This window comes from Butyrivibrio sp. (assembly GCF_017940685.1).
In the GTDB taxonomy this organism is placed as follows: Bacteria; Bacillota; Clostridia; order Lachnospirales; family Lachnospiraceae; genus Butyrivibrio.
The window spans coordinates 15,467-29,444 of record NZ_JAGAYD010000065.1 but is presented as its reverse complement, the minus strand read 5'-3'; the positions used below and the strand labels follow the sequence as shown (position 1 = coordinate 29,444).

The 13,978-nt window shown below is 45.4% G+C and carries 10 protein-coding genes; 9 read left to right on the top strand and 1 reads right to left on the bottom strand.

The window, feature by feature from the left end:
* Positions 1-234 precede the first annotated feature (234 nt).
* The gene (gene abc-f / locus J6I68_RS04870; RefSeq protein ID WP_292217996.1) at positions 235-1,809 is read left to right on the top strand and encodes a ribosomal protection-like ABC-F family protein; all 1,575 of its coding nucleotides are present in this window, start codon (positions 235-237) and stop codon (positions 1,807-1,809) included.
* 37 nt (positions 1,810-1,846) lie between these two features.
* Positions 1,847-2,512, top strand: coding sequence for a sugar O-acetyltransferase (locus J6I68_RS04865; protein ID WP_292217993.1), 666 nt, complete (start codon positions 1,847-1,849; stop codon positions 2,510-2,512).
* Between the two features lie 18 nt (positions 2,513-2,530).
* On the opposite strand, the gene J6I68_RS04860 is transcribed toward J6I68_RS04865, so the two are convergent.
* Positions 2,531-3,583: a LacI family DNA-binding transcriptional regulator gene (locus tag J6I68_RS04860; protein WP_292217991.1), complete on the bottom strand. Its 1,053-nt coding sequence runs from the start codon at positions 3,581-3,583 to the stop codon at positions 2,531-2,533.
* 197 nt (positions 3,584-3,780) lie between these two features.
* On the opposite strand from J6I68_RS04860, the gene J6I68_RS04855 reads away from it, so the two are divergent.
* The 7 genes from J6I68_RS04855 (at position 3,781) to J6I68_RS04825 (ending at position 13,950) form a co-directional block, all read left to right on the top strand.
* Entirely contained in the window at positions 3,781-4,701 is a 921-nt protein-coding gene (locus tag J6I68_RS04855) for an ABC transporter permease (protein WP_292217990.1), read from the top strand.
* Between the two features lie 12 nt (positions 4,702-4,713).
* Positions 4,714-5,625 carry a carbohydrate ABC transporter permease gene (locus tag J6I68_RS04850; protein WP_292217987.1) on the top strand — a complete coding sequence of 304 codons (912 nt, stop codon included), beginning with the start codon at positions 4,714-4,716 and terminating at the stop codon, positions 5,623-5,625.
* Between the two features lie 83 nt (positions 5,626-5,708).
* On the top strand, positions 5,709-7,361 hold the full coding sequence (locus J6I68_RS04845) for an ABC transporter substrate-binding protein (protein ID WP_292217985.1): 1,653 nt from the start codon (positions 5,709-5,711) through the stop codon (positions 7,359-7,361).
* 63 nt (positions 7,362-7,424) lie between these two features.
* Positions 7,425-8,903 (top strand): glycoside hydrolase family 32 protein, encoded by a 1,479-nt coding sequence (locus J6I68_RS04840; RefSeq protein WP_292217982.1) that lies wholly within the window; start codon positions 7,425-7,427, stop codon positions 8,901-8,903.
* 3 nt (positions 8,904-8,906) lie between these two features.
* Positions 8,907-9,872, top strand: coding sequence for a carbohydrate kinase family protein (locus J6I68_RS04835; RefSeq protein WP_292217979.1), 966 nt, complete (start codon positions 8,907-8,909; stop codon positions 9,870-9,872).
* 51 nt (positions 9,873-9,923) lie between these two features.
* Positions 9,924-12,182 carry a DUF3160 domain-containing protein gene (locus J6I68_RS04830; RefSeq protein ID WP_292217977.1) on the top strand — a complete coding sequence of 753 codons (2,259 nt, stop codon included), beginning with the start codon at positions 9,924-9,926 and terminating at the stop codon, positions 12,180-12,182.
* A gap of 61 nt (positions 12,183-12,243) precedes the next feature.
* The gene (locus J6I68_RS04825; RefSeq protein WP_292217976.1) at positions 12,244-13,950 is read left to right on the top strand and encodes a CapA family protein; all 1,707 of its coding nucleotides are present in this window, start codon (positions 12,244-12,246) and stop codon (positions 13,948-13,950) included.
* Positions 13,951-13,978 lie beyond the last annotated feature (28 nt).

Below are 13,978 nucleotides of genomic sequence, written 5' to 3'. Positions count from 1 at the left end.
GCGAACATCTGACCGAGAGGAGCTGTAAATGCAGCTCCTTTTCCGCTATCTCGTTAGAAAACATACTGAATATCTAACCCTCTATTAAAACCCTCAATCAGCACCCTCAAGAAGATTGCCCCTCAACAACTTTGAATACCCGAAATCTGCTTTCGGCTGGAAGCAGATTTTTTATTGCCCATTTGGTCCGGTATTTTGGCAAAAGAAATATCGGCGATATGGAGGTGACAAAAAATGGCACAGATAAATGTAAGTAATCTGACCTTCGGATACGAAGGAAGTTTTGAAAATGTTTTTGAGAATGTTTTTGAGAATGTTTCTTTTTCTGTTGATACGGACTGGAAGCTGGGTTTCATCGGGCGAAACGGCAAGGGAAAGACAACATTTTTAAACCTTTTGCTTGGAAAGTATGACTACCAGGGAAGCATCACATCAAGCGCAGTGTTTGACTATTTTCCATATGTGGTTACGGAAAAAGAGCTGGAGGAGAGCGCCAGTGAACTCATGGAAAAATGGAAGCCACAGGTTGAACAGTGGCGGGTAATGTGCGAGCTGCCGCTTCTTTCTATTGACGCAGAGCTTCTGTACAGGCCTTTTGGGACCCTTAGTTTTGGTGAGCGCACAAAGGTCATGCTGGCGGTACTTTTTTCAAGGGAGAATGATTTTCTTTTGATCGATGAGCCCACAAACCATCTGGATATGGAGGCAAGGGACAAGGTAAAGCAGTACCTTGCAGGCAAGAAGGGATTTATACTGGTATCTCATGACAGAGATCTTCTTGACTATGTCTGTGACCATGTGCTGGTGTTAAACCGCAGCAGTATTGAGGTTCAGGCAGGAAACTTTTCCTCCTGGTGGGAGAACAAGGAAAAGAAAGACTCTTTTGCCAGGGCAGAAAATGAAAAGCACTTAAAGGAAATCGGTAAGCTAAAGGCCACCGCTGACAGGAGCAGCCGCTGGGCAGAAAAAAACGAGAATACCAAGATCGGTTTTGACCCCATCAAAGAAAATGACAGGTCCATTTCAACAAGGTCCTTTATAGGCGCCAAGACCAAGAAGATGCAGTCAAGGGTCAAGAACTTTGAAAAGCGCATGGACCGGGAGATTGAGGAAAAAGAGGGACTTCTTAATGACCTGGAAGAGGAGATCGATCTTAAGATAATGCCCCTTGAGCACTACAAGGAAAGGCTCGTTGAGTGCAGGGATCTGTCACTGAAATATCTGGATGGGACTGAAAATGTCATAAGTGATCTATCCTTTGAGGTAAAGCAGGGTGAGAGAGTATTTTTAAGCGGAGCCAACGGCTGCGGAAAATCAAGCCTCATAAAGGCTATTCTTAAAAAGAATGAAGGAGGTAGTGGCGATGGAGACAGTGCCCAGCTGTCAGATAGCAAAACCATGGGCAACATGGAGCTGACAGGTACATTATCTCTTGCTCCGAACCTGACCATATCCTACATAAATCAGGATACATCCCACTTAAGAGGAACGCTTTCTGACCATGCAAAAAGAGCTGGCCTTGACCTGAGCCTTCTTCTTGCAATCCTAAGACAACTTGACCTTAATAGGGAGCAGTTCGAAAAGAACATGGAGGAATTCTCTGAAGGGCAAAAGAAAAAGGTCCTAATTGCAAGTAGTCTCCTCACACCAGCACATCTCTACATTTGGGATGAGCCCCTTAACTACATCGACGTGTTCTCAAGGATGCAGATAGAGCGCCTTATTGAGAAGTACAGGCCCACAATGCTGATCGTGGAGCACGACGTAAGATTCAGAGAAAAGCTGGCTTCAAAGGAAGTTGTGTTATAAACTGAATACATACATCCAACAAAGGAGAACAGAGCCCATGAACAACATCGAAAGAAGAGATAAAGAGCTTGTATATATTTCCGACGACTCAGTATTTGAGGAGCAGAAAATAGCCCGTCGCCTTACCCAGGAGCTTAACACCGCGGACAGATCTGACTTTGGCGCCATTAAGACTATCGTTAAAAAGCTCTTTGGAAAAGCGGACGATACAACTTTTGTAAATCCGCCATTTTACTGCGACTATGGAACTCACATTGAAGTCGGCAAAAACTTTTTTGCCAACTATAACTGCACCTTCCTTGATGTGGGGATGATTAGGATTGGTGACAACGCCCAGATTGCCCCTAACGTGGCCATCTATACAGCGGGACACCCGGTTCATCCCGCTACCAGAAACAGCGCCTATGAGTACGGCATTGATGTTACCATCGGCGACAATGTGTGGATCGGCGGAAACGTGGTGATCTGCCCTGGCGTTACCATTGGCGACAACGCTGTTATTGGAGCGGGATCTGTAGTTACCAAAGACGTTCCTGCCTGGACCATTGCTGCAGGAAATCCCTGCAAGGTCATAAGGAAGATAACAGAGGAAGACCGCAACAAGTATTATGCAGGCAGACAGATAGATGACGAGGCTCTTGAGGATATTTCGAGGATCCAGTCAGAGAGTAATGATCCAAAAAAATACCCCACAGCGCCCTAAGGTGCTATGGGGTGACCATTACATATTGGTTGATTCTCTGTAAATAAGATCAGTTTCAGTATAAGTGATCCTATAGTTAAGATCAGGCTGCTCAATGCGGGAAACCACAAGGTTTGCTGCGGAGTAGCCTATTATCTGGCTGTGGATGTGGCTGGTTGAAAGGGACGGGGTCATGATCTTGGACTCAGGAGAGTCGTCAAAACCAAAGAGCTTGATGTCCCTTGGGCACTCCACATTCAGTTTCTTAAGACCGTACAGAAGATCCAGCGCAACGAAATCATTGGCGCAGATAAACATCTCAGGAAGTTCTTCCATTTTTTCCAGAGCTTTATATAAATACTCCTTGTAGTCCTTGTCGTGGCTGTGAACCTCAGTGAGGCAGTACCTCTCGTCAAATGAAAGGTTGTTCACATAAAGAGCCTCTCTGAAGGCCATGAACCTCTCGTAAAATGAGCGGCAGTGAGTGACCTGTCCCACAAAACCGATCTTGCTTATTCCCTTTTTGCTCATGTCATTGATGACTGTATATATGCTGGTGAAGTTGTCCATCAGAAGGATATCAGCATTAAGCGGTCTCCAGTAGCTGGCAACCGGCGCATCGATCATCAGCACCGGGATCGACATATCGCACAGCATCTCGCAGAAGGACTGATTGAACATCTCGATGCAGATGATGGCCTTGGTGTTGTCTGGTCTGAATGATATAGGGAGACTAAGGTCCGCCACGTTATTTTCATCAACTCTGTGCATTGTGAGGCTGTAGCCTAAAAGAGCTATCTCGTGCTGGAACTTATCAAGCATGGTTGATGCGAAGTGAGAATTGCTAAGGAAGTTTCCGGTGAAAAGAGCTATCTCTCCGGAAGCCTTAGTCCTTGAAATAGAAGGATTCTTGATATCTGAAATGGAATTGGCATAGGAAAACTGCTTGTAGCCCATCTCGATCGCCTTTTCCAAAACCTTCTGTCTTGTGGACTCTGCTAAAACGCCAGTATTGTTAATTGCCTTGGATACTGTATTTCTGGACACTCCGAGAGCATCTGCAATATCCTGCAAGGTGACTTTGTTTGCCATTATTATTCTCCGTTTATAGTTTCATAAGTGTGCATATGACACTTTTTACATTATAAAATGTAAACATTTTGGTGTCAAATGTAAAAATTTAATGTTACATATGTAAAATATAAATATTGACATGACAAATGCACTGTGATATATTTTACATACGCAAAGGAAATGTTACAAATGTAAAATACAGAAGGGGGAGTAACATGAATGCCAAAGCAAAGGATAACAGCCTTCACAACACGCTGGTGTATATAAAGCAGCACTGGCAGCTATATGTGTTTTTCTTAGGGCCTGCCCTGGTGCTTACGATAATCTTTAAATATCTTCCAATGGGAGGGATCCTCATTGCTTTCCAGAAATACAATCCTTTTAAAGGAATTCTTGGAAGCGAATGGGTTGGACTTAAATACTTTCAGCAGTTTTTATCTTCGCCGGATTTCCTTCAGTATCTGGCCAATACATTAAAGCTTAGTATTTTCGGACTGATCTTTGGATTCCCAATGCCCATTATCTTAGCTCTTTTGCTAAACAGAGTTGCAAGCAGCAAGATCAAGCAAAAGATCCAGCTGGTTTTATACATGCCAAACTTCATTTCAGTCATCGTTTTATGTGGTATGGTCAGGATCCTCTTATCAGTTACAGGACCACTCAACATGCTGATGGGAACAAACATCAACTTCCTTACCATCCCTGCAGCCTTCAGACCTATCTACATCATAAGCGGAATCTGGCAGGGAGCAGGATGGGCGTCCATCATGTACACTGCAGCCCTTGCCAATGCCAGCAAGGAACTCAAGGAAGCAGCTCAGATCGACGGTGCCAACATCTGGCAGCAGATCAAGGCTGTGGAGTGGCCAGCCATCAAGGACATGGTTGTTATCCAGTTCATCCTTCAGGCCGGCAATATCATGAGCATCGGTTTTGAAAAAGCTTATGCCCTTCAGTCAGACATGAACCTGTCATCATCGGAGATCATAGCAACCTACGTTTACAAAAAAGGTCTCCTTAACGGCGATTACAGTTACTCAACGGCGGTAGGTCTTTTTAACACCATAGTAAATGTCATTCTTCTTCTGGTAGTTAACAAGACGGTAGAAAAGCTCAACGACGGACAAGGGTTATAAGGAGATATCAAAATGGAAAATACACTAAGGAAAAAGAGTGAGTTTGCAAGGGCTTCTCTGGGGGATAAGACTTTTCTTTTAGTTGGATATATCCTTCTTGCAGCCTTTGTAATGGCAATAATCGGACCGGTTGTCTATATCATAATCGCTTCTTTCATGGATCCAATAACACTTCAGAACAAGGGCATTGTCTTTGATTTCAGCAAGTGGACGCTGACAGCCTATGAGAGAGTCATGACCAACTCCATGATATGGACAGGATTTTTAAACGCAGTTATTTATTCAGTTTTATTTGCAGTGATCTCTGTATTTGTGACACTTTTATGTGCCTACCCAATGTCCAGAGATGACTTTAAGGGAAAAAAGTTTTTTAACGCCATCTTCATTATCACCATGTTCTTTGGAGGCGGACTGATCCCTACATACCTTCTTATCAGTAACATGGGGCTTCTGGACAGCATGTGGGCGGTTATTCTTCCAGGGTCATTTAGCGTATGGAACATGATAATCGCAAGGACCTATTACAAGGGAATTCCTGGAGAACTCAGGGAGGCAGCAGATGTGGACGGCGCCAATGAGCTGGTATTTTTCTTCAGGATCCTGCTTCCAGTGTGCACACCACTTATTGCGGTCCTTACACTGTGGCAGTTTGTTGGAATGTGGAACAGCTATTTTGACGCAATGATCTATTTAAACTCAGCAAGTAAGCAGCCACTTCAGCTGGTGCTTCGTGCGATCCTTATCCAGAACGAGCCTGATCCTGGAATGATTGCAGATATGCAGAGCACAGCCCAGAGGGCACAGCTGGCAGAGCTTTTAAAGTATGCGACCATCATCATCTCATCACTTCCTCTGGTTGTAATGTATCCATTCTTCCAGAAGTACTTCGATTCAGGTATCATGGTTGGTTCGGTAAAAGGCTAAAGAGAAGAGTTAAGGTTTTTATGAGGGTCAATTCACCTGTGCACAGGGTTGAATATATTTAGAGGTTAAAAAGGAGAGGAATAATGAAAAAGAAAACATCCAGGTTTTTAGGAACATTCCTTGCAGCATCTATGTGTGTCAGCATGCTTGCAGGATGTGGCGCTGGGGCGTCAGGAAGCGGAGCAGGCGATGTATCGGTAGACGATCTGTCTTTTCCACTTGAGAAAAAAGTCACTATAACAGGTACGATCAGTTACCCATCAGGAACTGAGTCAGAGCCCAACAACAGAACAATCTTCAAAAGACTTGAAGAAGAGACCAACGTACACGTTGACTGGACAGCTATTTCAAGCGATCAGTGGGGAGATAAGATCCAGCTCAACATGGCCAACAAGAACACACTTACAGACTTCGTGTTCAATGCAGGTTTTAGCAACTCTGACCTTATAAGATATGGCGATCAGGGGGTCATCATTCCTGTTGAGGAGTACATCGACAACAACATGCCTAACCTTAAGGCAGTATTTGATAAGTATCCTGAGTACCGCACAATGTGTGAGGATTCAGAGGGACATATCTGGGCGCTTCCATGGATAGAGCAGCTTGGTTCCAACAAGACAGCTATCCAGACAGTAGGTAACAACTTTACTTACATCAACAAGAAATGGCTTGATTTCCTTGGACTTCAGACTCCTACAACAGTAGATGAGTTTGAGGAAGTTCTTAAGGCATTCAAGGATCACGCATCAGACCTTCAGGCAGAGTTTGGTATCGAAGGTGACATCATTCCTATGTCCTGTATCATGAACGACCAGGATCCAAGCCTTCTTATCAACGGTTTTGGCGAAGGCTACGGCGACAACGACATGGGACAGCACATCGCTGTTACTGATGACAAGAAGGTTATCTGCACAGCTACAACAGAAGGCTTTAAGTCGGGTATGCAGTGGCTCCACAAGCTTTACGAAGAAGGACTTATCGATCCTGAGTGCTTCACACAGGACTGGTCCACATATGTAGCAAAGGGAAAATCCCACAGATACGGCGTATGTTTCACATGGGATGTTGCTAACATCGACAACCTTGAGGACTTTGTACCTCTTGCTGCTCTTGAAGCAGATACCAGAAACGTAACACCAATGAACGGCTCTTTCACATCAGGCTTTGACCGCGGCAGATGCGTAGTTACAGCAAAGTGCGACAACCCTGCATTTGTATGTGCATGGCTCGATCTTATGTATGATCCATTCCAGTCACCACAGAACAACTGGGGAACCTATGGTGAGGACGATGAGTTTGATATCTTCGAGCTTTCACAGAATGCAAACGGGGAAAAGATGCTTAAGCATGCTCCACTTGGAGACGCATCACCTGTTGAGGTTCGTGAGGCAGAGGCTGTTGGCGGACCACTTGCAATTCTTGATGAGTACTACGGAGTATACGTAACATGTCCTGATGATGCTCAGTACCGTCTTGACTGGATCAAGGAATACTACACAGATGATATGAACTGCAAGTACGTTTATCCTAACGTATTCATGACAGCTGAGGATACAGAAAAGCTCACAACAATCCAGACAGACCTTATCAGCTACATCAACTCCAGCAGAAGTAATTTCGTTATGAACGGACTTTCAGATGCTGACTGGGAAGACTACAACAAGCAGGTAAGCGCATACGGACTTGATGAGTACATTTCCATCTATCAGAAATATCTTGATGAGTTCTACAAGTAATAAAGATCTAATAAGAGAGAGGGGGAGAGTACTTCTCCCTCTCTTTAAACCTGAGGTAAAGAAATGAGTTCCAAACTAGATAAAGCAAGAGAATATGAAGTTAAAAAAGAAAAGATGATCCCTGATGAGATGAGGCCTGGCTTTCACCTGTCACCAAGATGTGGATGGATGAATGATCCAAACGGGCTTAGTATCTTTGACGGAGAGTATCATCTCTTTTACCAGTATTACCCTTACGAGACTGTGTGGGGACCAATGCACTGGGGACATGCTACAAGCACTGACCTTATAAACTGGAAATATCTGCCTGCAGCCATGGCTCCGGATGAGGAGTATGACAAGGACGGATGTTTTTCCGGAAGTGCAGTTGCAACTGATGATGGAAAGCATGTACTGATCTACACAGGAGTCCACAAAGAGGAAGATGAAAATGGCGACATGCACGAATATCAGACACAGTGCGTGGCTGTAGGGGATGGCGTCAACTACAAAAAGTATGGAAATAATCCGGTGATCAGAGCGTCGGCTCTTCCAAAGGGTGCTGGAATATATGATTTCAGGGACCCCAAGGTGTGGAAAGAAAACGGCAAGTACTACATGATCGTCGGTAACAAGACCGAGGATAAAGACGGACAGCTCCTTTTATTTACAAGTGATGACTGCTTTAACTGGACCTATGACAGGGTGGTGATAAAAAATAATCACAGATTCGGCGTGATGTGGGAGTGCCCTGACTTCTTCCCACTTGATGGGAAACAGGTTCTTTTGACAAGCCCCCAGGACATGCTTCCTGAAGAGCTTGAGTTCCACAATGGAAATGGTACACTTTGCATAATTGGATCAAACGATAAAGACGGGAACTTCAACGAGGAAAACTGCCAGGCAGTTGATTATGGAATAGATTTTTACGCACCACAGACAATCGCCTCTGCAGACGGACGAAGGATCATGATCGGCTGGATGCAGAACTGGGATACCTGCGGAATAAGGCGTGATGACCTTCCATGGTTTGGTCAGATGAGCTTCCCAAGAGAGATTTGGATCGAAAACAACAGGCTGATGCAGAAGCCTTTGAGAGAAATAGAGAATTACTACGGGAAAAGGATCAGCAGACAGAACGTCCTTATTTCAGAGAGAGCATCTCTTTCAAGTATCGAGGGAAGATGCATCGACATGACTGTAAAAGTAAGGCCTGCCCTGGAAGATGCCCTGTATAGGAAATTTGAGATACGTTTTGCTGACAATGGAAAGTCCTACTCAACTATTGAGTACGATCCGGTAGATAACATTGTAAAGATAGACAGAAAGCACTCCGGCAGCAGAAGGGCCATCGTACACCAGAGAAGATGCCGGGTTTCAAACAATAAGGGTAAGATTACCCTCAGACTTATTTTGGACAGGTTTAGCATGGAACTGTTCATCAACGATGGAGAACAGGTCATGTCCATGGTGATCTTAACTGACGTAAAGGCTGAAGGCATCAGCTTTAACTGTCAGGGGAGCCTACTTATGGATGTGACAATGCATGAACTAAAGAGGTGAGATATGCGTAATTTCGATGTGGTAGCACTTGGAGAGCTATTAATAGACTTTACCGGAAGCGGAGAAAGCAGCCAGAACAATCCCATGTTTGAGGCAAATCCTGGAGGCGCTCCCTGCAACGTTCTTTCAATGCTGCAGAATCTTGGGAATAGGACAGCATTTATTGGAAAGGTCGGCGATGACTTTTTTGGAAGGATGCTAAAAGAGAGGATTGAAAAGCAGGGAATAGATTCAAGGGGACTTTTATTTGATAAAGAAATTCCCACAACCCTTGCTTTTGTTCAGAAGCTCCCAAACGGAGACAGGGACTTTTCTTTTTACAGAAATCCCGGAGCTGACATGCGCCTTACTATAGACGAAGTCATGGAGAAAAAAGAGCTGATCGAAGATGCAGATTTCTTCCACTTTGGTACACTTTCAATGACAGATGAGGGCTGCGAAAAGGCCACAAAAGCTGCGGCTTTGCTGGCAAAAGAAAACGGGGCTGTTATTTCTTTTGACCCAAACTACAGAGAACCCTTGTGGAAGTCAAAAGAGGATGCACTTATTGCCATGGAGTTCGGGTTTGAAAACTGCGACGTTTTAAAGATCTCGGATAACGAGGTGGAGCTCTTTACAGGAACATCTGATGTGGAGGAAGGCGCCCGCAGGATTAAGGAAAAGTACGGAATAAAGGTCGTCTTTGCAACCCTTGGACCTGATGGCAGCATGGTCCTTTACAAAGACAAGGTGGTGAAAAAGGCCGGTTACATTAATCCTGCAACTATAGAAACAACCGGGGCTGGCGATACGTTCTGTGCCTGCGCCATAGACTTTATCCACCGCAGGGACATAGATGCTCTTTCGGAAAAAGAGCTGTATGAGTGCCTGGATAGGGCCAACGCAGCAGCTTCTATCATAACCACAAGAAAAGGGGCATTATCCGTAATGCCTACAATAGAGGAAATAAGGGAAGTCATTGGGGGTTAAACCCAATGACTTTTTTACTATGCTATAATTGGTATTTAGGAGGAATGTGTTATGAAAAAGAGAGTGTTATCGATGTTACTGGCTATGTCTCTTATTGCCGGCGGATGTGGCGCTGCAGGAGAAGTCAGTGATGTAGGAAATCAAGTATCTTCTGAAGATGTTCCTGCAGCTGGGGATGCAGGAAATGGTAGTGATGGGGCTATGGATTCCGGGGATGATGCTGCTCCCCAAAAGACAGGAACGAGCCTTATTTCAAACGCTGAGGAAACAATATATTATGACCCTGATCTGGTGCCATCTGTTCCTGATTACCAGGTCGCATCTGACTTTTCCAATGTAACTTACCACAAGAATTTTGCATATCTTTTTGAGTCCGAGTATGACAGTGAGTACAATGATACCTCAAAGATGAGGAATGCTCTTGCAGATAAGGGCTTTGCTGTCAGACCCGATGGCTATCATGAATTCTTTGATGTGTATGAGATGAACCGCTACAACATGTTTCCTAACTTTGTGACGGTGGATTCTCTGATGCACACTTATCATCTCTATTTTTCATATCTTCTTAAGAGCATTGAAAAAGAGTCTTTGTCTGAGAAACTTAAGATCGTAAGTGCGGAGATGCTTGCAAGGAGCACTGCGCAGTACGAGAGCCTAAAGGGAACGGATTTTGAAGATGCTGCACTTAGGAACGTGGCGCTATTCTATGTGGGAGCAAAACTTCAGGATCCTTCGGTGGATTCTGGAATTGACGACAGCTCTTTTGCTGAGGTGACAGATACTGAGTATAACAAGATCATGGAGGCTTCAGCCATAGAGCCTTGCCTCTTAACAGGTCTTAACGAGGACTATACCCAGTACAAGCCAAGGGGCTACTATGAAGGGGATGAGGCGCTTGAGGCTTATTTCAGAGCAATGATGTGGTACGGCAGGATCTCTTTTGCCCTGGAGAGCGAGGAGATGGCAAAGAGCGCCGTCCTTATGAGCTGCGCACTGTCCCAGGATGATGCTGACTACAACAGCTTGTATGATGTCACAAGCTTTTTTGCTGGAGTATCTGATGACTTTACCTACGGAGAAATGGTGCAGGTTCTTGAAGGTGCCTACGGAAAGATTCCGGATGTAGCAGAAGTTGCAGGGGATGAGGCGGCCTTTGGAAAGGTTGTTGAGGCTCTTAAAAAGGCGCAGCCACCTAAGATCAACGGAATACCGGTTATGGAAAATGAGGAGAACGTGATCCCGTCCTTCAGGTTCATGGGACAGAGATTTACAATCGATGCTGCCATAATGCAGAACCTGATCTACAGGGCAGTTGAGGAAAATCCTGAAGGTGAGAGAAGATACCTTCCTGATGCCCTTGATACTGCAGCGGCCCTTGGTTCTGAGGAGGCTTTCAAGATCCTTGATGAGCAGGGGGATACAAAGTTCAAGAACTACACAGACAACCTGGCTGTTATGCAGGAGACCTTTGATAATTCAGACATGGAACTTTGGGGCGCAAGTCTTTACGCTGGCTGGCTTTACACATTAAGACCTCTTTTTGAAAAGAGAGGCAGCGGCTACCCATGGTACATGCAAAACGATGAGTGGAACAAGAAAAAGCTTGAGACCTTTGCGGGTTCCTACGCTGAGCTTAAGCACGATACCATTCTTTATGCCAAGCAGGTTGCAGCAGAGATGGGCGGCGGCGACGACGAGATGCCTGACGATCGCGGCTACGTTGATCCCGAGCCTGTGATCTACAGCAGGTTCATAGATCTGTCGGAGAAGACGTCAAATGGCCTTGAGGCAGCAGGAATGCTTAGTTCTGCAGAAAAAGATGACCTGGCGCTTCTTTCAGATATTGCAAAAAGGCTTCTTGATATCTCTGAAAAAGAGCTAAGGAATGAGGCTCTTTCTGATGATGATTATGAGTTCATAAGGGGCTACGGTGGAAACTTGGAGCACTTCTGGCAGGAAGTAAATGCTGCAGACGGCCTTGATCTTGCCCACAGCTACCAGGCTCCATGTCCTGTTATTGCGGACATTGCAACTGACCCTAACGGCACAGTCCTTGAAGTTGGTTCAGGAAAGGCGGATACAGTATTTGTGGTATTTCCTATTGATGGGGAGCTTCACGTTGGTTCAGGAAGTGTATATAGTTTTTATCAGTTCACTGTGCCCATTGATGAGAGGATGACCGATGAGGAATTCAGAGCTTCTCTTGAGGGAGGATACCTTGATGATGACTGGAACTGGGTTGAGAACGACAACGTTACGATGCAGCCTGATTGGACCCAGAGCTACAGGATTGTTACTGGGAACAGATGATGGTGACGGACTGATCCCTGGGACGACTTAAGTGATCAGAATGATTTTGTGAAGGATTTTAATGGATAAAACAGGCCAAAGGAAATGTGCAAATAAAAGAGGGCTGCTGCGACTTATTGTCGTGGCAGCCTTTTGCTGCGCCTTTGTTGCAGCGGCTTTTGTGGCTGTTTTTGGGGGCCAGACAGGAACTGGCAGAGATAGCTCTTTTGCCCAAAAGGTTAGGCTCCTGGTAGCGCCGCCTACGTGGGTTCATTATGCGAAAAAGAGTGAGCAGTCAGGTGAGCTTGTGCTGAAGGTTGAAGGCGGGAAGGCAGCTCTTTATGCAGCGGGGAGTGTTGATGCAAGTGATGTGCTAAATGTGGACAACGATGCTGATTACCAAATGCCGGGAGAAAATTCACCCTTCTGGTCGTCTCCCTCTGAGTATAAAACTCAGGATGGTTTCCTTACCGATATCGACAGAGACGGCGCCACCGAGATGATCCTTCTTGTGTGGAAGCGTGGGCGCTTTGGGAAGCACAGGCCCTTCTGGATCACGTCGGATGAGAGGTGCTATTCACAACATATTTTTATTTACGATGTGGGAAGCGGGGCGCAAAAAGGAATTGATGGTAACGAGTCTGGACATGACAGTGTGATTTCTGGGGTGGTCAGCCAGAAGTGGTTCGCTTCTGATATAGGAGTGGATGTTAAGCGAATGAAGCTTCTAAATGAGGGAAGCGCCACATCGGAGGCTGTGCTGCTTACAGAGGATATTGATGGGAACTGCGCTTTGTGGCACTGGGAATCTTTTGGTCTTAAGACCATGGATAATGAAGTTGCTTTTTTGGCCTTTGGCGACAATCTGATCCATAAGTCAATCTATGAGTATGCCTATGCCCATGAAAGCGGAAGTTTTGATTATCTGTATGAGCCTTTTAAGGAGGAGATCATGGCAGCAGATGTTGCTGCATTTAATGCAGAGACAGTGCTGGTTGATAAGGAGTCTGCGGTTTCAGGCTATCCGCAATTTGGATCTCCTTTGGCAGTAGGAAAGGCTCTTGCGGCAGCAGGCTTTGACGTAGCCAGCTGCGCCAACAACCATGCGTTGGATAAGGGGATATATGGGATTGAGGTGACCAGTTCTTTTTACAAAGATAATGGAATCACCTGCGTTGGGATACAGGGTAGCAGCGAGACGCAGTACCGGCCCTATGAAGTGATCACAAGGAACGGTATCAGGATCGCGCTTTTGTCATATACCTACGGAACCAACGGGATCGATGCATCGGACAAGTACCCTTATGCGGTGCACTATCTGCCAGGGAATGCGTCAGAGCAAGGTGCAGACAGCATAGAAGAAGGATCTGATACTGCAATAGATCAGGATTTCTTTTCAGAAGACAGACTTGTGATGGATATTCAGGACGCGCGGAATGATGCTGACTTTGTTGTTGTCTTTGCCCACTGGGGTGATGAGTACGAGACTGATGTTTCGGACTACCAAAAGCATATGGCAGATGTTATGGCAAAGGCAGGAGCAGATGTTATTATCGGAAGTCACCCTCATGTTGTGCAGGAGACGGAAGTTATTGATCGCGGGGATGGTGGACAGACGCTTGTTTACTACTCTTTGGGGAATTTTGTGGCAGACCAGGGAAAAGTTAAAAGAAGCAGTGACGGACAGGCGGTTGAAACAGGCGGTGCGAAAGCTCTTTTCACCATAGAACACTGCTACGACGGCGTGAGAATAAAGAGCTGGGAGATCAGGGAAATCCACCCGGATTGACGACCGCTGGAAAAGTAGGTAGTATCAA